We start from the raw sequence: 23,804 nt of genomic DNA, 5'->3' as shown, positions 1-23,804 counted from the left end.
CGTCTCCCGGAGGGAGCCTGATGAACAAGCCCGAACGCTTCCGCCCGCCATCGGTTGACACCGTGCTGCACAGTGCCGGCGGCGAACTCGCCATCGCTCGCCATGGACGGGCAGCGGCCACCGATGCGATCCGGCAGGTTCTGGAGCAGTTGCGTGCCGGCGGCCAGCCGCCCGCCGCCTCCCTCGAACAGGTCAGCCGCATGGCGCTGGATTGGCTGGAAGAGCGCGGGCGGCCCTCGCAGCGCCCGGTCATCAACCTGACCGGCACGGTGCTGCACACCAATCTAGGCCGCGCCCTCCTCGCCGAGGAGGCGATCGAGGCCGTGGTCACCGCCATGCGCGCGCCAACCAATCTCGAATACGAGATCGAAGCCGGTCAGCGCGGCGAGCGCGACGCCCATGTGCGCGATCTGATCCGCGAACTGACAGGCGCCGAGGATGCGATCCTCGTCAACAACAACGCCTCGGCCGTACTGCTGGTGCTCAACACCCTCTCAAGGAACCGCGAGGCCATCGTCTCGCGCGGCGAGCTGATCGAGATCGGCGGCGCCTTCCGCATGCCGGACATCATGGCGCGTGCCGGCGCCGTGCTGCGCGAGGTCGGCACGACGAACCGCACGCATCTCAGGGACTATGCCGAAGCCATCGGCCCTGAGACGGGGCTGCTGATGAAGGTTCACACCTCGAACTATGTGGTGCAAGGCTTCACCGCCGAGGTGGAGCCGGCGGCGCTGGCCAAGCTCGCAGACCAGCACGGCCTGCCCTTCGTCGACGATCTCGGCTCGGGCACGCTGATCGATCTGTCGCGCTGGGGTTTGCGCAAGGAGAAGACGGTCCAGGACGCGCTGAAGGGCGGCGCCGATCTCGTCACCTTCTCCGGCGACAAGCTGCTGGGTGGGCCGCAGGCCGGCATCGTCGCCGGGCGCAGGGATCTGATCGCCAAGCTGGCGAAAAACCCGCTGAAGCGGGCGCTGCGCCTCGACAAGCTCAGGCTGGCGGCGCTCGAAGCCACGCTACGGCTCTACCGCGATCCCGACCGCCTGTCGCAGCGCCTGCCGACGCTCAGGCTGTTCACGCGGACGGCGGCGGAACTGCGAACCGCAGCGGAGCGTCTCCTGCCCGGCCTCATCGGCTCGCTCGGCCCAAGCTGGCAGGTCGAGGTCATCGACTGCGCCAGCCAGATCGGCTCCGGCGCGCTGCCCCTGGAGACGCTGCCGAGCGCTGGTCTTGCGCTGCGCCCGGCCGGCAAGACGACCGGTTCGGCCATCGAGAAGCTGGCTGCGGCCTTTCGGGCCGTCCCGGTGCCGATCATTGGAAGGATCGCGCAGGGAGCGCTGATCTTCGACCTGCGCTGTCTCGAGGACGAGGCGCTTTTCGCCGCGCAGCTCGCTGCGCTAAACGCGGAGCCGAGCAATGGGCTGGCTTGAGCGCTTCTTCCGCAAGGATTCCATGGGCGTGCCCGAGAGCGGCCATGATGCGGCGGCGGCCATGGCCGAGGCGGCCGCCGCTGTCGAGCGCTGCGATCATGCGGCCGCGCTCGCGATCTGGGGTCCGCTCGCCCATGCCGGCTTCAGTCGTGCCCAGAACAATATCGGCGCCTGCTTCGCCGAAGGCTACGGCGTCGACCGCGACCCGGCGCTGGCCCTGCGCTGGCTGACGCTTTCAGCCGAGGGCAGCGATCCGGTCGGGCAGCGCAATCTTGCGGCCCTTCATTTCAAGGGCGATGGCGTTGAGCAGAACGACGACGAGGCGCTGCGCCTCTACCGCCTCGCAGCCGAACAGGGCGACGCCCCCGCCCAGGACATGCTGTCGTGGATGTTGCTGGAAGGCGGGCGCGTCACCGATCGCGCCGAGGCTCTGCGCTGGGCGCAGGCCGCGGCCAAGAGCGGGATAGCCACCAGCATGACCAGGCTCGGCATGATGCATCACGATGCGCTCGGCGTTGAGCGCGACGCGACGCTGGCCTCGCAATGGTGGCAGCGCGGGATGGCGGCAGGGGACCCGGACTCCGAAGCGATGCTCGGCGCCGCGACCCTGCTCGGCCAGGGCGTGCCGCAGGATGCCGGCCGCGCGCTCGCCCTCCTGCTCGCCGCCGAGGCGAAGGGCAGCCTGCTCGCGGCTCCCTTCATCAAAGCCGCACGGGTTGCCGCTGCCCCGGCGGAGGCCGGGTCATGATCATCGGCACGGCCGGTCATATCGACCACGGCAAGACTTCGCTGGTCAGGCGACTGACCGGCGTGGATACCGACCGGCTGAAGGAGGAGAAGGCGCGCGGCATCAGCATCGCGCTCGGCTTCGCCTATTGGCCGCAGGCGGACGGCAGCATCATCGGCTTCATCGACGTGCCCGGCCACGAGAAGTTCGTCCATACGATGCTGGCCGGCGCCTCCGGCATCGACCTGCTTCTGCTCGTCGTGGCGGCGGATGACGGGGTGATGCCGCAGACGCGCGAGCATGTCGCCATCGCCCGGCTGCTCGGCATCGGACAGGCTGTCGTGGCGCTCACCAAGGCGGATCTGGCCGATCCGGATCGGTTGGCCGCTGCCACAAACGAGATCGCAAACCTGCTCGCCAAGACGCCCTTCGCGGAGGCGCCGATCCTGCCCGTCTCGACCGTGACCGGTGACGGCATCGCCGCGCTATCTACATTGCTTGCCGAGAAAGCGCATGCGAGCCGGCCGCAGCATAGCGATGGCGCCTTCCGCCTCGCCGTCGATCGCTGCTTCACCCTCCAGGGCACGGGCACGGTGGTGACCGGCACCGTGCTGTCCGGCAATGTCGCCGTGGGCGACAGCGTCATCGTTTCGCCGGCCGGGACAGTGGCACGTGTGCGCTCGGTCCACGCCCAGAACCGCCCGGCCGAGCGCGGCGCAGCGGGAGATCGCTGTGCGCTCAACCTCGCCGGGCCGGGCATTTCCAAGGACGCCATCCGGCATGGCGACATCGTGCTGGTACCCTCCCTTCATGCACCGACACTGCGGCTCGATGCAGAGGTTACGGTGCTGCCCACAGAGGCGAAGCCGCTGACGATGTGGCAGCCGGTGCGGCTGCACCATGCGGCGGCGGAGGTCGGAGCGCGCATCGTGCTGCTCGGGGAGGAGATCGTCCCCGGCGCCACGGCTCCCGTTCAGCTCGTCCTCGACACCCCTCTGGCCGCCTCGGCGCTCGACCGCTTTGTGCTGCGCGACGCCAGCGCCTCGCGCACCATCGGCGGCGGACGCATTCTCGACCTCCGCGCGCCGGAGCGCCGGCGCCGCAGCCCGGAGCGGCTGGCACAGCTCGCGGCGCTCGGGCTGTCCGACCCGGCCGAGGCGCTGCGCGCGCTCCTGTCCCTGCCGCCGCATCACATCGACCTCGACGGTTTCGTCCGAGATCGCGCGCTCGGAGCCGCGGCGAACGGCGAACTGGCTGCCGGGCTTGGTCTTGTCCGGATCGGCTCGCTCGCGATGCTGCCCGAAAACTGGCGGGACCTCTCGCAGGCGACGGTCGAGCGGCTCGACGTCTGGCATGCCGAGCATCCCGATTTGCCCGGCATGGGCCTGGAGCGCTTGCGCCTTGCCGTCGCGCCACGCCTGCCTGCGCCGCTCTTCCGGATGGTGCTGGGGCGATTTGCCGATAGCGGCTTGCTCGTCATGGCCGGTTCATGGGTCCGGCGCCCTGAGCACGAGGTCAGGCTCTCGCCCGAGGACGAGGCGCTCTGGTCGCGGATCGCGCCGCTGATCGATGCGCAGGAGCGGTTCCGGCCTCCGCGCGTGCGCGATATCGGCCAGATGCTTGGCCACCGCGAAGAGGACATCCGCCGCTTGTTCCGGCTAGCTGGCCGGCGCGGCGATGTTCACGAGGTTGCGCTCGACCACTTCTTCCTGCGGGCGACCTTGACCGAGATGGTCGGCATCGCCGTGGAGCTTGCAGGCACCGATCCGGCCGGCTTTAACGCCGCGCAGTTTCGCGACAGGCTCGACAACGGCCGAAAGGTGGCTATCCAGATACTCGAATTCTTCGATCGTCATGGCCTCACCATCCGCCGCGGCGATCTCAGGCGCATCAACCGGCAAAGGCTCGATCTGTTCGGCCCGCAGCCGGGGATGCCCGATGGAGGAGAAGCGTCCCCGGTGGGGCGTCCGGACTTCAAATCCGGGAGGGGCCGTCAGACGGTCTCTGGTGGGTTCGACTCCCATTCTCTTCCGCCAATTCACTGAGGCGGCATGATCGATAGCGCGGCCCCTGCCCTCGACCCGATCTTGCATTTCGAGTGCGCCGCCGATGCGGCCTGCCCGACCGAGGGTTCGCCGCGTGTCGACATCTAAAGGTCTTGGAACCGATTTCGACCGCTGGCTCGGAAAACTCTTCCGCAAGGGCCCGTTCACCGCGCTGATCGTGCTCGTGAAGATCACCGAGCCGAAGGTGGAGCCGCTGCGCTCGACCTTCGTCCATGTCGTCGGCGACGAGATCGACTGGGGCGATATCGTCCTGATGCTGCGCGGTGCCGGCGTGAGCTGGGACGGAGCGGCCTTCTTTCCGACGCGCGACGAGGGCGGCGGCCTCGTGCCCGATGACCTGGCCCGCAAGCGGCTGCGCGAGCTGGAAGACACCCTGCGCGAAGACCGGTTGGTTCTCAACAAGGGCGCCTTCTTCGACGTCTGGGGGCGGAATCTGGAAATCAGGGAGGCCTGAGCAGCCTCCATCGCCATGCTCGGGCTTGATCCGAGCATCTCAGGCAGGAGAAGGCGCCCTCTTCGGGAAGAGATTCTCGGGTCTTCGCTATCCTCGGCCCGAGAATGACGGAGTCTCTCTTGTCAGGCCGCCACGACCCGCCCCGGTCCCGCCTCGACCGCGCCGATGATCCGCGCGGCCGGATAGCCCGCCGCCTTGATCCGCGTGAGGATGTCCTGCGCCCGCTCCGCCTTGCAGGAGACCAGAAGCCCGCCGGAGGTCTGCGGATCGGTCAGCAAATGGCGCCGCCAGTCCGGCAACCCGGCCGGCAACTCGGCGCCTTCGCCATAGCTTGCCCAGTTGCGGTGCGAGGCGCCGGTCACCCTGCCCTCCTGCGACAGCCGTTCTGCCTGCGAAAGGAACGGCAGATCGGCCAGTTTCAACCGCAGCGTGGCTCCGGAACCGCGCGCCATTTCCAGCCCGTGGCCGAGGATGCCGAAGCCGGTGACATCCGTGATGGCGTGGACATCGTCATCCTCCGCCAATTCGGCGCCGATGCGGTTGAGCAAGGTCACAGATGCGATCATCTCGTCATAGGCCGCCGGCGAGAGCTGTTCCTTCTTGAAGGCGGCCGAATAGATGCCGACGCCCAGCGCCTTGGTCAGGATCAGCGCATCGCCGGGCCTTGCCCCGCTGTTGCGGCGCAGATTCCGTGGATTCAGAAGCCCGATCACCGCCAGGCCGTAGATCGGCTCGGGCGCATCGATCGAGTGGCCGCCCGCGACGGGGATGCCGGCCTCGGCGCAGATCGAGGCGCCGCCCATCAAAATCTCGCGTGTCGTCTCGATCGGCAACTTGTCGAGCGGCATGCCGAGGATCGCCAGCGCCATGATCGGCTTGCCACCCATGGCGTAGACATCCGAGATCGCATTGGCCGCGGCGATGCGGCCGAAATCACGGGGGTCGTCGACCATCGGCATGAAGAAATCCGTGGTGGCGACCACACATGTATTCTCATCGACCTGCCACACGGCCGCATCGTCACCTGTCTCGGTGCCGACGAGAAGCTGCTTGTAAGGCCCCGCGGCCGGATGCTCGGCCAGGAGCCGCTGGAGCACCGAGGGCGCCAGCTTGCAGCCGCAGCCGCCGCCATGCGCCAGGCTGGTCAGCCGGGGGGCGGCAGGCTTCGCCGGCGTTTCAAGCTCGATCGTGTCATTCATCATCGGTCTCCGGGCGGCATGGCCGGGCGCCGACGCGGCCCCGGCCGGGGACGACGTCGTCAGGCGGTGATCTCGGCCGCCCTGATCGTGTATTTGAAGGTGTCGGGATCGAGGCAATCGAGCAGCGCCCCGGCCACCTCCGCCTGTGGATACATCAGGAAGCCGACCTTGTGCTTCGAACCCGGCAATTCGAGGTCATGCGCCATGTTGTAGCCGAGCCAGTTGCCCTCCCAGGCGCCGAACAGGGCCTCGCGCGCGGCGACGACCTTCGGATTATCGACGGCATTGTTGCCGGGCGGCTCCTCGAGCACGACCTTGCGGACGTCGGCGGGATCGGTCGCGACCCAACCATGGCCTTCGAGCCAGATTTCGGCGCGGCAGTGCTGGGCCTTGGTGATGACTTCCGAACCGGCGCCCAGGCTCTTGTAGCCGAATTGAGAAGGCGCGACGCGAATGCCGTAGATATCGCGCGCGGGGATGCCGACCGAGCGCACGAGCGCGACATAGAGCGCATTGAGATCGGCGCATTTGCCGCCGAGGTTGCCGCTGCGCAGCATCGAGGCGACGTCGCCGGTGCCGCAACCGCGGGTTTTCGCATCGCGGAAGGTATTCGCGACGACCCATTGGTAGATCGCGCGCGCCTTGTCGATATCGCTGGCGTTGCCGGCAGCGGCCTTCTCGGCGGTTTCCTTGACGATGCCGTCCGTCGGCATGAGCTCGGTCGCCTCCAGATAGAGCCTGCGCTCGGCCGCGCCCAGCGCCGGCGCCGTGCCCGCAGCGAAATCCTCGGCGCGGTCGCGCAAGGCGAAACGGCTGCGGACCTCGACGGCCGGGGCCGCCGCCCCCTCCTTGAAGACGACATGCAGCATCCGTGCGCCGTATTTCGGATCGCTGACGACCTCGGCGGAGGCCGCATTGGTCTGCCAGTCGTTGCGAGCCGGCTTGATCCAGTCGACCTCGGTGACGGAGGGCAGCGGAACCCAGGCCTGCGCCTTCCCCCGCCCAGCCAGATCGAGCCGCGTCACCACCTCGAAATCGCGCCATTTGCCGGGCTTGGGAGCGAAGGCGGGTGCCTGCGCGATGCCCGCGCGCGGCAGCACAAGTGCCGCCCCCGCGGCGGCACCGGTCCTGAGCATATCGCGACGGCTGATCATGGTGTGCTCCTTCCCTTGTCGTCGTTGGCGTCGGATGGGCTTGATTTGGCTCCGACCATGGCTTCGAGCGCGGCCAGCACCGGCGGGCTGATCCAGTCGAGCGGCTCGGCGGCGAGCGCGACGGGGCGCAGATCGCGATCGAGCACGAAACTCGTCGGCAGCCCCTCCACCCGCCAGCGTTTCATGGCCGCACGGTCGCGGTCGAGCAGGATCGGGAAACGCACCGGGCGCTGCCGAAAGAAATTGCGGACCCGCGCATCGACCTCGCCGACATCGACGGCAAGGATGCTCGCACCCGCGCCGAGCCGCGCCGCCAGCGCATCGAGCGAGGCCAACTCCTCGACGCAGGGCGCGCACCATGTCGCGAAGAAATGAACGATGACGGGGCGGCCGCGCAGATCGGCGAGATCGATCGCCGGGCCATCAAGACGGTCGAGTGCAAGCGCCGGCGACGCTTCGTCGGGCCATGGCAGCAAATCTCCCGCAAATGCCCGCGCCGCTGCGAGGCACAAGGGGAGACCGGCCAGCGCCAGGAGAAAGCGCCTCCGCGGTCGATCCGATCGATGAGCGCCCCGGCACGCGGGAGCTGCGACGGCAAGCACGCGCCATCCTTTCCCGCGCGGTTGCCAGCGTCAATAGCGCCTTTTGGTGGGTGGTGGGCCTCAGCCGCCGCGATTCATGCGGACACGCGCTGCGGCGCCGAAACCAAAAGTCAGCTGCATTGCACCATCCCCTTTCCCCTACCCCGAAGCAGGATCATCCGGCACGATGATGAAGCTCGAAGCTCCTGCTTGTCATCGGAAACGCCGCGAGCTGTGGCCTGGCGCTGTAGCTGGCGCTGGAGGGAAACGCCGTGATGGCGCTCCGCTGGTCATCGTGGTGGCCGCTCTGGTCCGGACGCTCGTGCGCATCGTCAATGGCAAGTATTTTCGCCCTGCGGAAACGCCGATCGCCCAGGATTCCGAGGATTGAGCCGGCTGGGACCCGAGCACATCTCCTCTCCGATCAAATTTGCCGCAAGCTGAAATGGCCGCCGTACAGAAGCAGGTAACCAAACGTCATGCTTGGCGCTGATCGGCGCTGCCTTCGGTGCTATTTTCGATCTGGCCGACAGAACAATCTCCTTCTGAGGGGGAACCATGGCTGAGAGGGTGAAGGAGCTGCTGGCGCGCGACATAGAGACCCTGCGCGCCGATGTGCTCAAGGCTGGCGTCCTCAATGCGAAGGCGTTGCAGGAGAGTGCCGAAAACCATGTGGCGCACCTCTATGAGGTTCTCCGCGAATCCCAGGCTCTGCAGGATGCGTCGTTCCTCGTGGTGAACCGTGTCATTGCCTTCGCCCGGCTCCTCTACGGCCAGGCGGCGATCCTCGAATCGGAGCAGGCGCGACGCGAAGCACTGATGGCGGTGGATCGCCTGGCGACGGTGATCGACCGCGCCGCGTGGCGGGAAGAAGCCCAGATGCCGGCCTGAGGCCGGCACCATTCCCGCCATTTCCCAGCTCGCGGGGCCAGATTTCTCCACACTTGCACAGGGACTGTAGAAAGCCGGCTGAAGTGACTGGACAGGCCTGACGACAGCCTCTATATCGCCCCCACCAACACGGACGGCGCGTCGCGCCCCGGGGCGCCCAGGTAGCTCAGTTGGTAGAGCATGCGACTGAAAATCGCAGTGTCGGTGGTTCGATTCCGCCCCTGGGCACCATTCACGCTTCCAAGCGCTTCCACAGACCTCCAAAAAGCCCGCATTTCCGGCGGTTTTGGCCTAGCTTGAGCCTTCAGACTTCAACTGCCGTCCATTGACATCCAATCAGGGTGTTGGCCACGTTGCTCCCTATCGGCCAACAGGCGATTTGGAGCGGCCAACAATGGCGGGTTTGACGGACGTAAAAGTTCGCTCGGCGAAGTCTCCCGATCGTATCTCGAAGCTCTCCGACGGCGGCGGTTTGCAGCTCTGGGTGACCCCCGCTGGCGGCAAACACTGGAAGCTGGCCTATCGATTCGACGGGAAGCAGAAAAAACTTCCGATCGGTCCATACCCCCAGATCGGGTTGGCCGATGCCCGTGATCGCCGAGAGGTTGCGAAGCGGCTGCTGGCCCGCGGGATTGACCCACTCGTCCACGAGAAGACGGAGAAGGCCGCAGAGGAGAAGGCCGCCGCCGTCACCTTCCGGCTGGTCGCCGGCGAGCTCGTCGAGCGGAAGGAGCGCGAAGAGCGAGCTGCATCCACTATCGTGAAAACGCGCTGGCTTCTCGATTTCGCCTATCCCGATATCGGTGACCGCCCGATCACGGAGATCAAACCCGCCGATGTCCTGGCCGTGCTCCGCAAGGTCGAGGCGCGCGGCCGGTTGGAATCCGCTCGCCGCCTCCGTTCGGTCATCGGCGAGGTGTTCCGGTACGCCATCGCGACCGCGCGCGCAGAGCATGACCCGACGGGACCGCTGAAAGGCGCTCTCCTCACCCCCAAAACCAAACATCGCGCCGCGCTGGTCGACAGGAAGGCTCTGGGCGCGCTGCTAGGCGCGATCGATGGGTACGACGGCCAGCCCGTGACGCGGCATGCTCTGAAGCTCCTCGCCATGCTCTTCCCCCGGCCCGGTGAGCTTCGACTTGCGCACTGGAGCGAGTTCGATTGGGAAAAGGCGATCTGGACCATCCCCGCCGCCCGCACGAAGATGCGCCGGCCGCACAAGGTTCCGCTCCCCCGGCAAGCACTCGACGTGCTCACCGATCTCCACCGGCTCACCGGCTATGGCAAGCTCTGCTTCCCTGGTGTCGGGAGAGGCAGCCGTGCCGGCCTTCCTGTCGAGCCTCGCCCGATCTCAGAGAACACGCTGAACGGCGCGCTGCGGCGCCTGGGCTATGGTTCGGATGAAGCGACAGCCCACGGCTTTCGCGCCAGCGCTTCAACCCTCCTCAACGAGTCGGGGCTCTGGAACCCCGACGCGATCGAGCGCGCCCTTGCGCATGTGGAAGACGACGATGTCAGGCGCGCCTACGCCCGAGGCGAGCATTGGAACGAGCGGGTCCGGATGGCTCAGTGGTGGGCCGATGAGCTTAATGCGATGCGTGCTGATCGGAGGAAAGACTGATGTTGGTCGATCCCCCGCTCCAATATCATCTGCCGCAGCACGGGTGGATTAGGCTCAATAGAGCGATCGATGGGATTCCTGAGATCCGAGAAGAATTCGTCGACTGGCTTGAGTACGGGCTCGCGGATGCCCTGCCGAATGCCACGGTGTTGGATATAGATTTCATCGAAGTCACTCATAACGAACTCTGTGTGATCTTTGATGGCTCTGGGCTGCATTCCCCCCCTCCACCGCCCGGGAGCGCTTCAGAGGATGCATACCGAGCCATCGAGCGATGTGCTTGGCGCGCTGAGAGGGTGGCGGCAGAAGCATTGAACTCGCTGGTCAGTGACGGTCGAACCGTCGTCTTCGCGAGGAAGCACGAGCACGATGCCGACCTTCAGCAGGTGCCGGCGTTCGTATGGTCAGCAATGCAGCACACCAGTATGCGCGAGGCCAGCGCAACGTTGCCTTCGGGTAAGACATACTACGACGTCCATCTGCAGCTTCAGCCCGAGTTGCGATCGGAGGCAGAGGCGCAGGACCTTACGGTACTGGACGAAGATTTCAGCCGCGCTGCAGCGACGCTGCTGGTGACGCGGCTCGAGGATGCGATGCGCGCAAAGGCGCCGAGCCGGTTGAAGAAGGAAGAAGCGAAATCGCTGCTCGGATTCGTCAAAGATCGCCGGGCGAAGCTCTTCATGGAAGTGTGGCGGACAGCATGTGGGCGCCTGAACGCCCTCCAAGAAGCCGGCGCGATCAGTTTCGTCGGACGGTACGGTGAACCGAGCGGCAATCCTGCCCACATCAAGGATAATGGGTAACAGCAAATCTTTTAGGGGTTAAATTTCCGGAGTTTATCGCCGACGATCATCTGAGCATCTTCCATGCGTCAACACCGATGCATGGAGACGGCCGGTGACTACCAAAGCAATCAAGTATCATACCCTGAAAGCTGCCGCTGACCTTCTGAGCTGCAGTGTCTCGCAGATCTACAACTATGTAGCCGCCGATCGCATCGTCGCTGTGAAGATGGACGGGAAGACGCTGATCTCCGATGAGGAGATTGCGCGCTTCCAGTCTTCTCTGCCTCGTATGGTCAGCCAGATGCGAGCGCCTGGCGGCAAGCCTGGCAAGGCAGCTTGAGGCTCGGCAATGTCCAGCTTCTCCGCTGCCGAGCTCGATGAGCTACTCGCCGATCACGACACGCTCGCGAACGTCGACGAGACGGTCGGAATCCTTCGCACCCTCGGCCTCGAGCCGCGGCCGGCGATCATCCGCGGTCAGGCCGCGCTGTACGAGGTCGAGCCGGAGCGCACCGAGCTTCTGGTCGCGCTGATCGGCCGGCGACTGCAGGCGGTTGGCTGATATGGCGATCGCGCCCATCGCTGAGCTTCGGACGGTCGACTGGACCGTTCAGGAGTTCTACCCCGCCCGCGCCGCGTGGCAGTCATGGGTCCGGTCTGACGCCAAACTCTCGATGACCGCCCGCTGCGTAGCCTTCGAAATTTCCGATCGCATGGGCCCAGACAACAATGGCTCATGGCCGAGCCAGAAGTTCATCGGTGCCCGGCTCGGCTGCAAAGAGCGGACGGTGCGCGAGGCTATATCCGAGCTCTTCGACAGAGGATGGCTGCTTGCCCGCCGCGGCGGGTTTGAAGGCAAGAACGGCGAGCTCAGGAAGTCAGGCTTCAGAGCGAGCTACACCTACATCATGACGGTTCATCCGCAGGTGCTCGCCGAAGTCCTGGCATCGGAGCAGGACCGTATGGCAGCGTACCATGAGGAGGTCCAATCGGCCCCATACCGGCAGAAAATTGCCGCTTTGCTGTTGAGCGCTAAACCGGCGGAAAGTTGCCGGGTAGACCGGCAGAAAGTTGCCGCTCATACCGGCGAGAATCTGCCGCTCATACCGGCGGAAAGTTGCCGGATAACCTATCCAGATAATCTATCCAGTGAACCTATCCACGGAAACTCTGAAGAAAGAGGGCTATCCGATGAGACGGTTCAGGAAGAGGCTCCAGGGGTATTCGCTGCTCTAGACCCTGTCGTCGACGATGCTCGCCTGCATCGTGATGTGCGTCTCGCGCTTGGCCGGGGCGATATCGAACTCGGTCGAATGCTGGCCGATGCGATCGGTCGTCAGCAGGTCGACCGGCTGAAAGAGCGTGTCCGTGTCGACGGCGTCATTGGCGCAGCGGACGAACTGAGCGCGGCGGCAGCGCGAGCGGGCCGTCTTTTGCAATCCAAAGCCGATGGGGCGAGCCATGTCGTCGCCTGACCTTTTCGCGTGGGCCGATGCGCAGGCCATCCCTGCATCGTCGGTCGTCGACTTCCGCGCCCGCCGGGAGCGGCTGCCCCGCTGGCGCCGGCTCGAGGAGCGCAAGCCCTATCGCAATCTTGACCTCATCATCGATCGTGAGGACGGCCGCGCCGCTCCCGTCCAGATCCTAAGGTTTCCGCTGATCCATCCGGCCGCCCATCTCGCCTACGTCTCCGAGCCTACGAGGGCGCTGCGATGAGCATGACCGTCACCACCGGATGGCTCCGCACCATCGACGACCACGGCTGCCGCGTAGTCTTCGTCGAGCCTGATCGGCCACGCGCCGGATGGATGTGCTGCTGGCGGTCGCGCGCCGATGCCGAAACCGGTGAGATCGTCCGGGCGGTGCTGTTGCGCGAGGACGAGTTCGCGCGTCGCGTCGTCGATCGGATCGAGCCCGGAGGCGGCGATGGGCGATGACGTCCTGCCCCTCTTATCGCTCGCTGATCGGGTCGCAGCGACGGAGGAGACGCTAGCTGATCATTGTCGGCTTACCGGGATTCCGGTGACTGGGGATCGACGCGTCACCGAACAGCACGCGGCGCAGCTTCTGGGCTTGGCGCCAGGCTCGCTGGCGAAGATGCGCGGCGAAGGGCGAGCGCCTGCCAGCTACCGGCTGGGATTTGCCGGTGCCCGCCTCTCATATCGGCTCCGGGACATCGCCGCATGGATCGAAGACAGCCGCGAAGATTTCTAGACCAAGCCCTACCGAACCCATCTCAACCCAATCCAAGCCCATCGATCTAAACGGGGCACATCGGCGATTCTCTGCTCAGAAACCGGGAACCGCCGATGACGCTTCACGCCCCATCCGACCTCGCGCTCGTCGCCAAGCTGATGGCGGCCGGTCGCGGCTCAGCCCTCCAGGCGGCAACGCTTGCCGAGGCCATGCGTGCCCCGCCGCGCGTCGCGCAGTTGCTCAAAGCCGCTGTGCCGGCCGGCAACACAACCGATCCGGCCTACGCCGGGCTGCTGTCGAGCTATCAGGCTATGACAGCGACGTTCGTCGAGAGCTTGCGACCTCAGAGCGTGTTTGCCCGGCTCCTCGCAGATGGGCTGGTGCCCGCACCGCTCCGGACGTCAGTGAATTCCGTGTCGGTCGCTTTGACGGGCGCGATCGTCGCGGACGGTGCTCCGGCCCCTGTCGGTCGGATGACCCTTGCCGTGGGCCAGCTCACGCCGCGCCAGGCCATCGCGCTCATCGCACTGACCCGAGAGGCTGCCGCCAGTCCTGCCGCGGCTGCACTCGCCTTCGTCGATCGCGAGTTGCGACGGGCCGTCGCCGCGACAATCGATGCCGCGTTTCTCAGCGTGGTCGCCGCCGGCATCACTGCGATACCCTCCAGCGGGACTGATGCGGAGGCGGCCATAGCGGACATCGCCGCCCTGGCTGCGGCCGTCAACGTCGCAGGCGCTGGGCCCCTGTTCTTCGCGATGCGCAGTGAGACCGCCAATGCCGCTTCGCTGCTCCGCGACACTCTCGGCGGATATGCATTTCCGGCCCTCGGTCTCACGGGCGGGGAAATCGCGGGCGTTCCCGTCCTGATCACGGACGCCCTGCCGGCGGGCCATGTCATGCTGATCGATGCGGGCGGGATCGCTGCCGACATCGACCAGATCCAGATCGAGTTCTCGCAGAACGCCAGCATCCAGCTCAAGAACGATCCCGAGAACGCGGCAGCCGCGTTGACCTCGATGTTTCAGACAAACGCAGTCGCAGTCCGCGCGGTCGCGTATTTCGGCGCCGAGCGGTTCCGAGGCAGTGCCGTTGCCGTTCTGCATGGCGTTGCGTGGGGCGGAGCTGCATCGTGACGGCCGCGCGTATTGTCGAGATCCGCGACCAGGTCACCGACCTGCGGGCCCGCGCTCAGAAGAGCGAGGCCGCGGCGTATGACGCCGGCCTCAACCTGACGCTTGCCAACGCTCATCAGCGCGCTGCGAATGAGCTTTGGCGCCAGGTGCACGACCTCGAGGCCCGAAAGGCCAATCTGACCGCCGGCCTCGCGGAGGACTTTGGCAAGCCGGAACCGGTGCAGCCGGCGCCCGTGCCAGCGGCGGCCGTCGTCAAACGCGCGCCGTTGCCCGAGGACGATTTCCCGATCCCTGGCGATTATCCGTCTGCCCTGCCGAAGGAGGAGCGCAGCAAGCTGTACGGCGCCACCGTAGAGAAGATCAGTCGATGGCTCGAGAAGATGCACGCCGCCGGCGCCGCCACCGAGATGTTGGTCGAGCTCGCGGCGGCTGACCATGTCCACACCTCTTGGTCGGTCGACCGCATCAACGCCTTGGAGCAGCGCTGTGCGGAACTCGAAATGGCGCTGGCCAAGCGAGAGACTAGCCCGAGCGGCAAGAAGCTCGACGGCCTGGCCGCCCGCGTCGCCGAGCTCGAGGCCGGAGGCGTGATCTACGCCGGCGTCTACCAGCGATCCGGTGTCACCTACCGCAAAGGCTCGCTCGTCACCGCTGACGGCTCCGGCTGGATAGCCCTGCGCGAGGCCAAGGAGGGCGAGGCACCCGGCGCCAGCAATGCGTGGCAGCTCGCAATCAAACGCGGGAAAGACGGGAGAGATGCCCGATGAGCGTCGAAGCCACCATCCGCGAGAAGCTGTCCGAGGCCATGTCGCAGGCCAGGCAGCGCGAGCGCGCCACGCTCATCGAGCAGGGCGCCACGGACGAAGAGCTCGCAGCCTTCGAGGCCGCGCGCGATCCTGTCTGGACAGCATGGGCAGAAGAGGCGGTCGCGCTTGTCCTTCGGCAGGATAGCGACGCCGCGGCGCTGACCGGGCAGCTCCAATGAAGGGGGGGTACTTTCAGATCGAAGCCGATCAAGGGGCCGCCACCGCTTGGGGTCAACTTCGCAGAAAAAATTTGTCGTCCGGGAATTTTGGCCCCGCCTCGGAAACTGTGCACAGAAACGGAAACCCGGCGTCGCACGGATGACCGAATGCCAGGAGACCAACGCATGATCACCGTCGAAGCGTGTAGCGACCTCGGCACGATCGAAGGCACCGAGTTCGCTGGCCGCCAGATCCGCGCGGTTGGCGCCGCGGTGCTGGACGCGGAGTCATCGGCGCGAGACGCCGTGATCATGCTCTCTATGGCAGAGTGGCAGCAGCGCAACCTCGACGAACGGTCGCGGCGTCGCCTTGAGCTTGCTGCGCTCGGCGCGGGCATTGCCGGAATTGCTTCATATGAGGCCGCCCGCGAGGTCGCTTTCGGCGTGGCCATGGGCGCGGCGGCGGCAGAGCTCGACCTGGCTGTTTTCACGAAGCCGAACCGCCGGGAACGACGCCGAGCTGCCAAGACCGGAGAGCTGCTGCAATGACCGTCAAGCTTTCCTCGTTGCGCGTTGCCAGCGAGTTCGACGCCAGCGGCTATCAGCGCGGCATGGCAGCGAAGGTCGCCGCAGACCAGCAGGGCATCGCGTCGAGCGAACGTCTGGGCGCCGCACTCGCTGCGGAGGACGCGGCCACGGGCAAAATCTCGCGTTCTGTCGAAGCCATGAGCCGTCGATGGATCACCGGTTACGGCCATCAGGCGAAATTTGAATCCGGCCTTCGGCAGATCAACCGGGCGCTCGAAACTGGTGCCGTGAACACGACACGCGCCGCCGCGCTGGTCGAAGGGCTGCAGCGAAAGTTCGGTCAGACCGCGGATGCCGTGCAGGTTGGGCAACGCGGCTTCACGATGCTCGCGCCGGTCGTCCACGAGGTGAACGAACGCCTGGCGGCGCAGTCGGTCAACCTGACGAGGCTGACGGCGGCCAACTCGAACGCCGTTGCCGGCACTGCCCAGTTCACGCGCGGGGCCGGCCTGGCCCGGTACGAGCTTGTCAATCTCGGCCGGCAAGTCGGCGACATCGGAACGATGCTGGCGATGGGGTCGAGCCCGTTTCAGATCCTGGCGAGCCAGGGCGCGCAGGTGGCGGACGTATTCACGACGACCAGTGCCAGCATCGGCAGCGTCATTCGCCAGATCGGCGGCGGTGCACTGCGGTTCGCCACATCTGGCGCCGGCCTCGCCACCGGAGCAGGTGCCATCCTCGCGGCAGGAACTTACTCGGCGATCAGCTATGCCGATGCGCAGAGGCAGGTGGAGAATGCCCTGCGCGGTGTTGGTGCAGCTTCCGGTGTCTCGCTCGCCGGCATCAACCGCTTCGCGGCAGCAGAGGCCGCGGCCGGCAAGGTCTCCACCGCGAGCGCGCGGGAGATCGGCGCCGCCTTCGCATCCACAGGGCGCGTCGACCCGACCAAGCTCCCCGGCATAGGCTCTTTCACGAAAGACTTCGCCGCCTTCACCGGCTTGGGCATGGACGATTCCATGAAGGAGCTCGCCAGCGCCTTCGCGGATCCATCGAAGGGAGCGGCGATGCTTGCCGGGAAAATCGGCGGGCTGAACTCGGCAGCGCTCCGGTGGGTACAAGCCCAGCAGGCGGCTGGCGACATGCTCGGCGCGCAGCGAACGCTGATGCAGACGTTTGCGCAGCAGGTCGAAGGGGCGACGGGCCGAACCGGCCTGTTCGCTCGCGCGTGGGATAGCGTGAAGCGGTCCGTGTCGGACGCAGACAACGCGCTTGGCCGGGCTCTCAATGGCTCGACCGATGCGGAGCGGTTGGCCTCGCTGCAGCAACAGCGCGACCGGCTCCAGCAGACCCCAGGCCTCGGCGTTGCAAACCAGTTTCGGATGCTCGAGGCGCAGATCCGCCCGCTTGAGGCCATCGTCGAGTTGGAGCGTCAGAGAGAAGCGATTGACGCCCGTGTTGCAAAAGCGGGCAACGCCAGCCTCGCCGCGTCAGCCATCGCCGATCAGCTCGACCCCTATCGCAAGCAGATGGAGGAGCTCGTTGCCCTTCAGACGAAGCTGGATGAGGCCCGCAAGCTCAATAAGGGCGCGCCAGAATATGAGGAGTGGGGCCGGGCATTGGATCGCGTCAAAGGCGCGATCGGAACCCTGCTTCCGAACGTGGAGCGCGAGCGCCTGGCACATGACCTGGCGATGCGCGCGATCAGTGCTCGGACGCTGGAAGAGCGTGTCGCCATCGAGGTCGCGCGCGAAGGTCTCCGGCTTTCGGGTGAGAAAATCTCCGCGGCCGAGCGCGAGATCGCAATGAACCGGAAGGCGGCCGAAGTTCAGGCGCAGGCCAACCGCGAGGCCCGCGATGCTCTGCGCGAAGCCAGGGACCAGCAAAGCTTGGCGGGCTTGCGCCCCCATGAGCGTCGGATGGCAGAGATCGCCATCGAAGAGCGCAACAACCGTGAGCGCTTCGGCGTCCCGACCAGCACGAACGGAGCCTTCGGCGCCGGCGGTTACGTCGGTGAGGGGCCGTTCCTGCCTGGTTCTGCCTCCCTGCCAGCCACCACCGGCGCGCTGCGTGGGCTGGACGCTGCTTTCGCGGAATCGCTGCGGCGGGCTATGGCGGATATCCCCGGACTGACGATCACCGGCGGCATGCGGACCTATGAGCAGCAGGCTGCGCTTTACGAAAAATATGGGCCCAGTCGCGCGGCTCGCCCCGGAAACTCCAACCATGAGATGAAAGGCGGCCTCCCGGCGACGGCCGCGGACCTCGCCTACAACGGTTCCGGCCAGATCCCGCAGGAGATCAGGGACCGCCTGACGCGCGAGTATGGCATCGGGTTCCCCCTCGCAAACCCTACTCGCGGAACCCCAGAGCCCTGGCACGCCGAGCCGGTTGGAGCGCGCGGCGGCGGCGATATGGCCCGAGCCATCGCGCAGAGCAAAGAGGCAGCGGCAGCCACCGAGAATTACAACTCCGTCATCCGCTCGGCGAACGATAACATTGGCGAGCAGGAGCGCGCGCTTCAGATCCAGGCGAAGGCCCTGACCGCCACGGCCTATGAAACCGGTCGCGCTGAGAAAGCCCAGGAGCTCTACAACCAGTTGGCCGCGAACGGCGTTCCGGTCACGCGAGAACTGGCCGCTGCAATCGAACAGACCGCAGACCGTTATGGCCGGCTGCGCGAGGCCGCCGCGTCGGTGAAGCTGACGCAGGACGTGCAGTTCGAGCGCGATCAGCTCGGCCGGACCTCGGGCGAGCAGCAGATCGCGTCGCGCCTCCGCGGAACCGGCGTCGGGATGGATTCCGCAATCGCCGACCAGATGCGGTTCAACCAGCTGCTGGGCGAGACAAAGTCTGTCGCGGGTGACGCCATGAAGGGTTTCATCAGCGATCTTCGGTCCGGGAAGAGCGGAATGGAGGCTCTGCGTGGCGTCCTCGATAAGTTCGCGACCAAGCTCTTTGACCTCGCGACTGACCAGCTGATCTCCGGCCTGTTCAAGGGGATGATGGGCGGTTCCAGCGGCGGTGGGCTGTTCGGGTCACTATTCTCCGGCGGTGGCGGGCTCTTCGGCTCGATGTTCGGCGGTGGTGGGCTTGGCCTTACGCCTGGTGCCGGGGGGCTCTACGCAAACGGCGGCGTCTTCGCCGGTGGCATGGCTGTGCCCTTCGCCAATGGCGGGGCGTTCTCGAACTCGATTCTGACGAGCCCCACCCTCTTCCGTTTCGCGGATGGCGGCACAGTTCGCCGGGGGCTCGCTGGCGAGGCCGGCCCGGAGGCAGTGATGCCGCTCCGCCGCAATAGCTCGGGACAGCTCGGCGTGATGGCCGCGGTGCAATCGCCGGCGAATTCCAACTCGGCGAGCCGCAGCGACGCCCCTGTGATCTTCCAGGTCAACGCGCAAGGCGCGGGGCCGCGCGAGATCGACGAGCTCAAGCGTGTGATCCCCGGCCTCGCAGTCCGGGCGATTCAGGAAGCGCGTCGCAACCGTGTAGCGGGGCTCTGATGTCGACATTCGATTTCGCGGCCGAGGGCCGCGCCTACGGCTAGGACGAGCAACGCGCCTTCCTCCTCGCCGCGACGGAAACCTTGCAGGCCAAGATTGACGGGCTGCAGCCAATGACGAGCGAGGTGCAGTGATGGCGTCGGGTCAGCCCATAGACATCGTCCCCGAGGGCGAAAATGCTCTCCTCGGCAGCTTCACGGAAGGGCCGACCATCACCGCCTTTCGCATGGACGCAATGTCGGATGGCACGTCGCGCGTCGTGTTCAGCGCTAGCGAGTTCACGTTACAGCATCCCACGATAGCCGGCGGCCAGCCGCAAACGATGTTTCAGGCGACTGGGACGGGCCAATTGCTGCTCAATGGAAACACCCGGATCAGCGGCGACTTAATCGTCGACGGAGAAATAACTGCTGCCAATATGAAAACCGGGCTCTCGGCCCTTGGCTCGACTGGCGGCACAGCAGCGTTGCCACCCGGCAGTACAGAATGGAGCAACCTCGGCGCGCCTTTGACGCTGACCGTTGACAACGGTGGCGGTCAAGCATTCCCGCTGATCTTTCTGCGCGATCACGCGACCGTCCAGAATCTGTCCGGGTTTAACCAAATAGGGGCGGTCATCATCCGCCTATTGGTGAATGGGGTTCCCGTCTACATCCACGAAATCTTCAACTCGGTGATCCCGCCGGCTCTTGGCGCTAATCAGGGCATGACCGACTGTTTTGACGTGGGAGTTGTCGGATCGACGCACATCTTCCAGCTCCAGTATCAGCACAACTTCAACCCAGGCCTGACCGGAACTGTTTTTGCCAAGGTCCTGGCGCTGATGATCGCGCGGTAGCTAGCCAGGGTCGGCAGCGCTTCCCGCATCGACGGGTGGTCGATTGGAGAGGGAAGGCGTCTGAGCAGCCGAGCATGCATTCTGTGCGCAGAGCCTTCGTTGGTCGCGCTGTTAGAAGCACAGCGGTTCTATGATCGTGGAGCGCCTGCGCAAACTTGAGGCTGAACGCGGTAGCCCTGACCAGCTCCTGGCCTATGGCGAGCACGTCAACAGGCGCTTTGCCGAGGCCGTCGCAGAGATGAAGCTGGATGCCGTGCTAACTGGCGCCGGGGCCGTAGGATCGCCGCAGCCCAGAAATCGGAAAGCACGCTGGTCGGCAAAGACGAGGCGTCAAAAGGTGCACTAGCGCGATCGTTAGTCAACTCGGCGACTAGGATGCCGCCTTTCGGACAGCAGTGAAAAAGCGCTCGAGGGTCGCCTCATCGATCTCCAAGGTATTCTCGCTAGGCTTGATCGCTGGCGTAACCCGCGGGAATAGGTGGGGTGACGTCTTAAAAAGATCGCTACACGAATGCCCTGGGCCGTGTTTCGCGCAGTTAGCTGCCCGCGACAATTCCAGGATTTCTTTGGCGAGTTCACTTCTGCCACGCTGATTCAGCCATTGCCGGGGATGAGCGTACGAGTCTCGTTTCAGCTCTCGATTACAATGCCGTTCCCAGTGATGAAATAGAGCTATGAGAAAAGCCTTTCGAACAAGGTGCGCTCCGTTGCGAGCCTCGTATTCTAGGTCGCTGGCTTCATCATAGAGCCTGCCGATATAGTCGAGCTCATCGTCATCATCATCGCGATCTGGAAAAGGGTCGCCAGGCTCGAGCCCGAGCTCCCGGCGCACGTAAACTTCGATCTCCTGCGAGCGGTGGGCCAGTGCTTTTGCTGCAGCTCTATAAGCAGCATGCATGTGACGAAGCGTTTGATTAAAAACATAAGCTCTGAAAGAATAAGGTATAGGAGCCAACTAAATTCCTCACGCCGGTATCAAGTTAATCGTCTTCTAGATCTATCACGTCATAAACGTCTGTGATCCGATAAAGTCGCGGCCTACCGCCTACTGTCTCAACCGCAGCATCCACGATAAACCCTTTTTTGTACGCATTAGCGTCTGAATTTAAGATCTCATCCTTGATACGGGCCCCTGCCTGATCGGACACGTAAACCAACGGGCGAGGCGTCATGTCGACTTGTTCGATGATGCCTTTTTCGGGATTGCGTTTGCCAATTTTCGGGCTGTCTGCGCTGGTCTGATACAGCTGCATCAGCACTTTCTGCAGCGGGGCAGTGCTGATGCTCTCTAGCTGCCGTCTTTGCTCCATCGTGTTCTCGATAACACGCTGGGCTTCCTCTTTTTCGATGACGAACTCTTGGAGGATGCCCTTCTCTCTATGTCTAGCGAATACGCGGAGCCTGCCATCGGTGTCCGAAGCCACGGTTTGGACAGCGTCGCCGAAATTTTTGAGGCGCTGAACCGAAGGATCGGTGAGACGCCCTCCGACCTTTTTCAGTGCGTCATAGCCTTTCTTTTTAGCTTTTCGACGAAGTCGACAGATGTGTTGATGAACTCCGCAGTCGACACAAATGGAGCTAACGCGGGCGCAAGCTCCAAGATGATGGAGCCCTTGCGAACATCGACCACAAGGAGACGGGTCTCCTCGGCCGGCACCGATGGAGCGCGCTCCTTCATGGTTGCTTCGTGCTCACGGGCTAGCGCCGTGAGAGACGTCGTGAATTCCAGCAAATCCAGCGGCTGCGTGTTGTGGATCTCAACGACGATCGTTGCTGCGCCGTCGAGCATCGGCGACGCGAACCCCACAGAGTTGACCATCATCCCCCCACGGCGTCGTCAGCGCCGTTACAGCCATATCCCACGGTCAACAGAGCACACGCATTACGCGTCCGTCGAGTCGACTTTGCGCTATGGTTCAACGAACTATCCGCGGATAGAAACCGCGCGCTCGATCGCTTCCATTACGGGCGTCAGGGATCTCTTTCTCATTGCAGTGAGTGCGGTTTGATCACCGCTTGCCGTGCGAAGGATCAGCTTTGCCCTGGCTGTAAGAGCGAAGAGGGCTAGCACGCACGCGATACCGACTCCGACGCCTCGTGCATCAGGTGATGACATGGCGAAAACGAAAGCCAGGAGCGCCAAGACGATGAATATCATCGCCTTGCTTGGCTCAATCCGCACGCTACCGATCCCGTTGACGGGATAACTCACTCCCCCGATCCGAACGAGCGTCCGCGTGACTGTGGCCGGGCCTGCCTTGTAGATAATCTCTTCCGTCACATCTCGTCCCCCAAACGCCACCAGGCTAGATTGCAGAGGCAGCTTCGTACAAGTGTGAGGCTCTTCAACAGCCTCGTCGACCACTTCAAGGCGACCAGGGGTCTCTAATCTCTGGGGCCTTTGCGGGCCGCCACCGCTCGGGTCGCACGCGCAGAATTTTTTGGGCTTTGAATTCGGAAACGCGTGGGACATTGAATTCCCGATTATTCAAAGCGTCCGAAAATGCTGCTATCCAAAAACGGCGCGCCACAGCCTGCGCCCGGTGTCGAGCCCTACGACCCACCAAAGCGCCGCACATGCCGCCATGGGGATCTGCAGCCACCATCGGGCGATTAAGCTGGGCTCTTTCAAGTCACACTGCCCGTCGGCGCTTGCCTTTGGGGCGATCGCGTTCCAAGCGCTCCTTGAGCCTTTCAAGGCTCCGAAGGGCCGAATCCGGTCCCGGTCGGGTCTTCGTGATGTCGAACGACGTAGACGGGCTGGCGGCCTTTTCTCGGCTAGCGGACGCGGCGCGCGGCGCAGTGCGGCACAGCTCGATCATCTTCGCGATGGCAGCGAGCGACGTGTATTCACGCTTCCCGATGATCCAAGTCTCGAGGCGACCTCTGTCGCGCTCAGCTCGCAGCGTGCGGACCGTCATAGTGCCATCAGGGAAGGCGCGCCCCGCAGCCGCCTTGAGCGTCAGCGGGGCTTCCCGGTCGACCTGATCGACAGCGGTCACGCCTGCTGGCGCCGCCTGGCTCGCATCTTGATTGTTCATCGCTTCCGGCGCTCCCCTCGCTTCGGCAGCGATTTCAATCTCGCCTCCAAAATTGCTTGTCGAATGGATGGATCCACGGACGCATCGATAGCCATGGCATCCGCTCGCCCTACGGTGACATCTCCGCTCGCCAAGCGCTGCGCCCAATACTCGTTCGCATTGCGAGCACCCCCGCCGGGCTGCATCGCCATCTGGCTATCTAGCCAGGCGTCGATCGCCTTCAAGTCGAAATTGCCGATGTCCGGGTCCCGTCGCGGAAATCCACGCGCCAGGAGCTTGGGCAGAACGCGCTCGAACTCTCCCTCTGTGAGGTGCAGGCGGCGCACGGCCTTCGTGGCCGGCACCATGCGCGGATCAACCGGAAAGCGGACCTGATGCTGTCGCGGGGGTGTAGACATTGTAGCGATTTTCGCGACGACTCTTGTTGCCATCCCTGGCAGCGGTGGTCATGATGGGGAGGAGTTGAGGGGCGCGACGGCCGCCCCTCAACTCCTAGCCCCTGCCAGTCAGGGTTCCCCGCTGGGAAAAGCGCCGGGCATGTCTTTCTCAGGGGCCATGCCCGGCCGCTCCGTCGTCCTGACTCGCGCAGAATGCCTGTGGCACTCAGGCCCCCGCAAGGAAGCTGCTTAGGAAATTCGGCTTTTCGTTTAGAAAAAGCACGCGCGCGGTTTTCCGAATGGCTGGGATGTGCCTTGCAAC

At 64.9% G+C, this 23,804-nt stretch carries 28 protein-coding genes, 2 tRNA genes and 1 pseudogene; 22 read left to right on the top strand and 9 right to left on the bottom strand.

Features of this window, described 5'->3' with window-relative positions:
* Positions 1 to 20 precede the first annotated feature (20 nt).
* The 5 genes and pseudogenes from selA (at position 21) to AB4Z16_RS16330 (ending at position 4,674) form a co-directional block, all read left to right on the top strand.
* Positions 21 to 1,427: an L-seryl-tRNA(Sec) selenium transferase gene (gene selA, locus AB4Z16_RS16350; protein WP_441512411.1), complete on the top strand. Its 1,407-nt coding sequence runs from the start codon at positions 21 to 23 to the stop codon at positions 1,425 to 1,427.
* Positions 1,414 to 2,175: a tetratricopeptide repeat protein gene (locus AB4Z16_RS16345; protein ID WP_441512410.1), complete on the top strand. Its 762-nt coding sequence runs from the start codon at positions 1,414 to 1,416 to the stop codon at positions 2,173 to 2,175. The genes selA and AB4Z16_RS16345 overlap by 14 nt, the downstream gene beginning before the upstream one ends.
* Positions 2,172 to 3,989, top strand: a pseudogene (selB, locus tag AB4Z16_RS16340) (selenocysteine-specific translation elongation factor); the annotation flags it as partial. The gene AB4Z16_RS16345 and the pseudogene selB, both read left to right, overlap by 4 nt.
* A 105-nt stretch (positions 3,990 to 4,094) precedes the next feature.
* Positions 4,095 to 4,190: transfer RNA gene (locus AB4Z16_RS16335), tRNA-Sec, on the top strand.
* Positions 4,191 to 4,293: 103 nt separating this feature from the next.
* Positions 4,294 to 4,674, top strand: coding sequence for a hypothetical protein (locus AB4Z16_RS16330; RefSeq protein ID WP_441512409.1), 381 nt, complete (start codon positions 4,294 to 4,296; stop codon positions 4,672 to 4,674).
* Between the two features lie 122 nt (positions 4,675 to 4,796).
* Here the strand turns inward: AB4Z16_RS16330 and selD are convergent, their stop codons facing one another.
* The 3 genes from selD to AB4Z16_RS16315 are packed head-to-tail and all read right to left on the bottom strand — an operon-like array spanning position 4,797 to position 7,503.
* Complete coding sequence (gene selD / locus AB4Z16_RS16325; RefSeq protein WP_441512408.1) at positions 4,797 to 5,873, bottom strand: selenide, water dikinase SelD; 1,077 nt, start codon at positions 5,871 to 5,873, stop codon at positions 4,797 to 4,799.
* A gap of 59 nt (positions 5,874 to 5,932) precedes the next feature.
* A complete protein-coding gene (locus AB4Z16_RS16320; RefSeq protein WP_441512407.1) occupies positions 5,933 to 7,027 on the bottom strand; it encodes a transglutaminase-like domain-containing protein in 1,095 nt (364 codons plus the stop codon).
* Complete coding sequence (locus tag AB4Z16_RS16315; protein WP_441512406.1) at positions 7,024 to 7,503, bottom strand: TlpA disulfide reductase family protein; 480 nt, start codon at positions 7,501 to 7,503, stop codon at positions 7,024 to 7,026. Before AB4Z16_RS16315 ends, AB4Z16_RS16320 begins: the two co-directional genes overlap by 4 nt.
* A gap of 292 nt (positions 7,504 to 7,795) precedes the next feature.
* On the opposite strand from AB4Z16_RS16315, the gene AB4Z16_RS16310 reads away from it, so the two are divergent.
* From AB4Z16_RS16310 to AB4Z16_RS16230, 17 genes are all read left to right on the top strand, one after another.
* Positions 7,796 to 7,999 (top strand): hypothetical protein, encoded by a 204-nt coding sequence (locus tag AB4Z16_RS16310; protein WP_441512405.1) that lies wholly within the window; start codon positions 7,796 to 7,798, stop codon positions 7,997 to 7,999.
* Positions 8,000 to 8,178: 179 nt separating this feature from the next.
* The gene (locus tag AB4Z16_RS16305) at positions 8,179 to 8,499 is read left to right on the top strand and encodes a hypothetical protein (protein ID WP_441512404.1); all 321 of its coding nucleotides are present in this window, start codon (positions 8,179 to 8,181) and stop codon (positions 8,497 to 8,499) included.
* 155 nt (positions 8,500 to 8,654) lie between these two features.
* A tRNA-Phe gene (locus AB4Z16_RS16300) sits at positions 8,655 to 8,730 on the top strand.
* Between the two features lie 163 nt (positions 8,731 to 8,893).
* Positions 8,894 to 10,120, top strand: coding sequence for a tyrosine-type recombinase/integrase (locus AB4Z16_RS16295; RefSeq protein WP_441512403.1), 1,227 nt, complete (start codon positions 8,894 to 8,896; stop codon positions 10,118 to 10,120).
* Entirely contained in the window at positions 10,120 to 10,923 is an 804-nt protein-coding gene (locus tag AB4Z16_RS16290; RefSeq protein ID WP_441512402.1) for a hypothetical protein, read from the top strand. Before AB4Z16_RS16295 ends, AB4Z16_RS16290 begins: the two co-directional genes overlap by 1 nt.
* A 94-nt stretch (positions 10,924 to 11,017) precedes the next feature.
* Complete coding sequence (locus AB4Z16_RS16285) at positions 11,018 to 11,245, top strand: helix-turn-helix domain-containing protein (RefSeq protein WP_441512401.1); 228 nt, start codon at positions 11,018 to 11,020, stop codon at positions 11,243 to 11,245.
* Between the two features lie 9 nt (positions 11,246 to 11,254).
* Complete coding sequence (locus AB4Z16_RS16280; RefSeq protein WP_441512400.1) at positions 11,255 to 11,467, top strand: hypothetical protein; 213 nt, start codon at positions 11,255 to 11,257, stop codon at positions 11,465 to 11,467.
* A gap of 1 nt (position 11,468) precedes the next feature.
* Positions 11,469 to 12,380 (top strand): helix-turn-helix domain-containing protein, encoded by a 912-nt coding sequence (locus AB4Z16_RS16275; RefSeq protein WP_441512399.1) that lies wholly within the window; start codon positions 11,469 to 11,471, stop codon positions 12,378 to 12,380.
* Complete coding sequence (locus AB4Z16_RS16270) at positions 12,367 to 12,621, top strand: hypothetical protein (RefSeq protein WP_441512398.1); 255 nt, start codon at positions 12,367 to 12,369, stop codon at positions 12,619 to 12,621. The genes AB4Z16_RS16275 and AB4Z16_RS16270 overlap by 14 nt, the downstream gene beginning before the upstream one ends.
* Positions 12,622 to 12,623: 2 nt before the next feature.
* Entirely contained in the window at positions 12,624 to 12,842 is a 219-nt protein-coding gene (locus AB4Z16_RS16265) for a hypothetical protein (RefSeq protein WP_441512397.1), read from the top strand.
* Entirely contained in the window at positions 12,832 to 13,119 is a 288-nt protein-coding gene (locus tag AB4Z16_RS16260) for a helix-turn-helix transcriptional regulator (protein WP_441512396.1), read from the top strand. Before AB4Z16_RS16265 ends, AB4Z16_RS16260 begins: the two co-directional genes overlap by 11 nt.
* Positions 13,120 to 13,214: 95 nt before the next feature.
* Complete coding sequence (locus AB4Z16_RS16255; protein ID WP_441512395.1) at positions 13,215 to 14,234, top strand: phage major capsid protein; 1,020 nt, start codon at positions 13,215 to 13,217, stop codon at positions 14,232 to 14,234.
* Positions 14,231 to 15,001 (top strand): hypothetical protein, encoded by a 771-nt coding sequence (locus AB4Z16_RS16250; protein ID WP_441512394.1) that lies wholly within the window; start codon positions 14,231 to 14,233, stop codon positions 14,999 to 15,001. Before AB4Z16_RS16255 ends, AB4Z16_RS16250 begins: the two co-directional genes overlap by 4 nt.
* On the top strand, positions 14,998 to 15,219 hold the full coding sequence (locus AB4Z16_RS16245; protein ID WP_441512393.1) for a hypothetical protein: 222 nt from the start codon (positions 14,998 to 15,000) through the stop codon (positions 15,217 to 15,219). The genes AB4Z16_RS16250 and AB4Z16_RS16245 overlap by 4 nt, the downstream gene beginning before the upstream one ends.
* 165 nt (positions 15,220 to 15,384) lie before the next feature.
* Positions 15,385 to 15,747: a hypothetical protein gene (locus tag AB4Z16_RS16240; protein WP_441512392.1), complete on the top strand. Its 363-nt coding sequence runs from the start codon at positions 15,385 to 15,387 to the stop codon at positions 15,745 to 15,747.
* A gap of 62 nt (positions 15,748 to 15,809) precedes the next feature.
* The gene (locus AB4Z16_RS16235) at positions 15,810 to 19,226 is read left to right on the top strand and encodes a phage tail length tape measure family protein (RefSeq protein WP_441512391.1); all 3,417 of its coding nucleotides are present in this window, start codon (positions 15,810 to 15,812) and stop codon (positions 19,224 to 19,226) included.
* A gap of 133 nt (positions 19,227 to 19,359) precedes the next feature.
* Positions 19,360 to 20,064, top strand: a complete 705-nt coding sequence (locus AB4Z16_RS16230) for a hypothetical protein (RefSeq protein ID WP_441512390.1) — start codon at positions 19,360 to 19,362, stop codon at positions 20,062 to 20,064.
* A gap of 370 nt (positions 20,065 to 20,434) precedes the next feature.
* On the opposite strand, the gene AB4Z16_RS16225 is transcribed toward AB4Z16_RS16230, so the two are convergent.
* From AB4Z16_RS16225 to AB4Z16_RS16200, 6 genes are all read right to left on the bottom strand, one after another.
* Positions 20,435 to 21,019 carry a hypothetical protein gene (locus AB4Z16_RS16225; protein ID WP_441512389.1) on the bottom strand — a complete coding sequence of 195 codons (585 nt, stop codon included), beginning with the start codon at positions 21,017 to 21,019 and terminating at the stop codon, positions 20,435 to 20,437.
* A 25-nt stretch (positions 21,020 to 21,044) separates the two neighbouring features.
* Positions 21,045 to 21,488 carry a hypothetical protein gene (locus AB4Z16_RS16220; RefSeq protein WP_441512388.1) on the bottom strand — a complete coding sequence of 148 codons (444 nt, stop codon included), beginning with the start codon at positions 21,486 to 21,488 and terminating at the stop codon, positions 21,045 to 21,047.
* Between the two features lie 71 nt (positions 21,489 to 21,559).
* Positions 21,560 to 21,886, bottom strand: a complete 327-nt coding sequence (locus tag AB4Z16_RS16215; protein ID WP_441512387.1) for a hypothetical protein — start codon at positions 21,884 to 21,886, stop codon at positions 21,560 to 21,562.
* A 102-nt stretch (positions 21,887 to 21,988) separates the two neighbouring features.
* Positions 21,989 to 22,537 (bottom strand): DUF6232 family protein, encoded by a 549-nt coding sequence (locus tag AB4Z16_RS16210; protein ID WP_441512386.1) that lies wholly within the window; start codon positions 22,535 to 22,537, stop codon positions 21,989 to 21,991.
* 160 nt (positions 22,538 to 22,697) lie between these two features.
* Positions 22,698 to 23,105, bottom strand: a complete 408-nt coding sequence (locus AB4Z16_RS16205) for a hypothetical protein (protein WP_441512385.1) — start codon at positions 23,103 to 23,105, stop codon at positions 22,698 to 22,700.
* Positions 23,102 to 23,452 carry a hypothetical protein gene (locus AB4Z16_RS16200; protein ID WP_441512384.1) on the bottom strand — a complete coding sequence of 117 codons (351 nt, stop codon included), beginning with the start codon at positions 23,450 to 23,452 and terminating at the stop codon, positions 23,102 to 23,104. Before AB4Z16_RS16200 ends, AB4Z16_RS16205 begins: the two co-directional genes overlap by 4 nt.
* Positions 23,453 to 23,804: the final 352 nt, after the last annotated feature.

It is taken from the genome of Allobosea sp. TAF32, assembly GCF_052113585.1.
Classification (GTDB): Bacteria; Pseudomonadota; Alphaproteobacteria; order Rhizobiales; family Beijerinckiaceae; genus Allobosea.
The sequence above is the reverse complement of the archived record's forward strand: the minus strand, read 5'-3'. Positions and strand labels throughout refer to the sequence as shown.

Excerpts from the sequence above, each read along its gene's own strand:
- selA (WP_441512411.1), top strand. The coding sequence starts at position 21 with ATGAACAAGCCCGAACGCTTCCGCCCGCCATCGGTTGACACCGTGCTG.
- AB4Z16_RS16345 (WP_441512410.1), top strand. The coding sequence starts at position 1,414 with ATGGGCTGGCTTGAGCGCTTCTTCCGCAAGGATTCCATGGGCGTGCCC.
- selD (WP_441512408.1), bottom strand. The coding sequence starts at position 5,873 with ATGAATGACACGATCGAGCTTGAAACGCCGGCGAAGCCTGCCGCCCCC.
- AB4Z16_RS16320 (WP_441512407.1), bottom strand. The coding sequence starts at position 7,027 with ATGATCAGCCGTCGCGATATGCTCAGGACCGGTGCCGCCGCGGGGGCG.
- AB4Z16_RS16310 (WP_441512405.1), top strand. The coding sequence starts at position 7,796 with ATGATGAAGCTCGAAGCTCCTGCTTGTCATCGGAAACGCCGCGAGCTG.
- AB4Z16_RS16295 (WP_441512403.1), top strand. The coding sequence starts at position 8,894 with ATGGCGGGTTTGACGGACGTAAAAGTTCGCTCGGCGAAGTCTCCCGAT.
- AB4Z16_RS16290 (WP_441512402.1), top strand. The coding sequence starts at position 10,120 with ATGTTGGTCGATCCCCCGCTCCAATATCATCTGCCGCAGCACGGGTGG.
- AB4Z16_RS16280 (WP_441512400.1), top strand. The coding sequence starts at position 11,255 with ATGTCCAGCTTCTCCGCTGCCGAGCTCGATGAGCTACTCGCCGATCAC.
- AB4Z16_RS16275 (WP_441512399.1), top strand. The coding sequence starts at position 11,469 with ATGGCGATCGCGCCCATCGCTGAGCTTCGGACGGTCGACTGGACCGTT.
- AB4Z16_RS16270 (WP_441512398.1), top strand. The coding sequence starts at position 12,367 with ATGTCGTCGCCTGACCTTTTCGCGTGGGCCGATGCGCAGGCCATCCCT.
- AB4Z16_RS16265 (WP_441512397.1), top strand. The coding sequence starts at position 12,624 with ATGACCGTCACCACCGGATGGCTCCGCACCATCGACGACCACGGCTGC.
- AB4Z16_RS16260 (WP_441512396.1), top strand. The coding sequence starts at position 12,832 with ATGGGCGATGACGTCCTGCCCCTCTTATCGCTCGCTGATCGGGTCGCA.
- AB4Z16_RS16255 (WP_441512395.1), top strand. The coding sequence starts at position 13,215 with ATGACGCTTCACGCCCCATCCGACCTCGCGCTCGTCGCCAAGCTGATG.
- AB4Z16_RS16245 (WP_441512393.1), top strand. The coding sequence starts at position 14,998 with ATGAGCGTCGAAGCCACCATCCGCGAGAAGCTGTCCGAGGCCATGTCG.
- AB4Z16_RS16240 (WP_441512392.1), top strand. The coding sequence starts at position 15,385 with ATGATCACCGTCGAAGCGTGTAGCGACCTCGGCACGATCGAAGGCACC.
- AB4Z16_RS16235 (WP_441512391.1), top strand. The coding sequence starts at position 15,810 with ATGGCAGCGAAGGTCGCCGCAGACCAGCAGGGCATCGCGTCGAGCGAA.
- AB4Z16_RS16230 (WP_441512390.1), top strand. The coding sequence starts at position 19,360 with ATGGCGTCGGGTCAGCCCATAGACATCGTCCCCGAGGGCGAAAATGCT.
- AB4Z16_RS16215 (WP_441512387.1), bottom strand. The coding sequence starts at position 21,886 with ATGATGGTCAACTCTGTGGGGTTCGCGTCGCCGATGCTCGACGGCGCA.
- AB4Z16_RS16210 (WP_441512386.1), bottom strand. The coding sequence starts at position 22,537 with ATGTCCCACGCGTTTCCGAATTCAAAGCCCAAAAAATTCTGCGCGTGC.
- AB4Z16_RS16205 (WP_441512385.1), bottom strand. The coding sequence starts at position 23,105 with ATGAACAATCAAGATGCGAGCCAGGCGGCGCCAGCAGGCGTGACCGCT.
- AB4Z16_RS16200 (WP_441512384.1), bottom strand. The coding sequence starts at position 23,452 with ATGGTGCCGGCCACGAAGGCCGTGCGCCGCCTGCACCTCACAGAGGGA.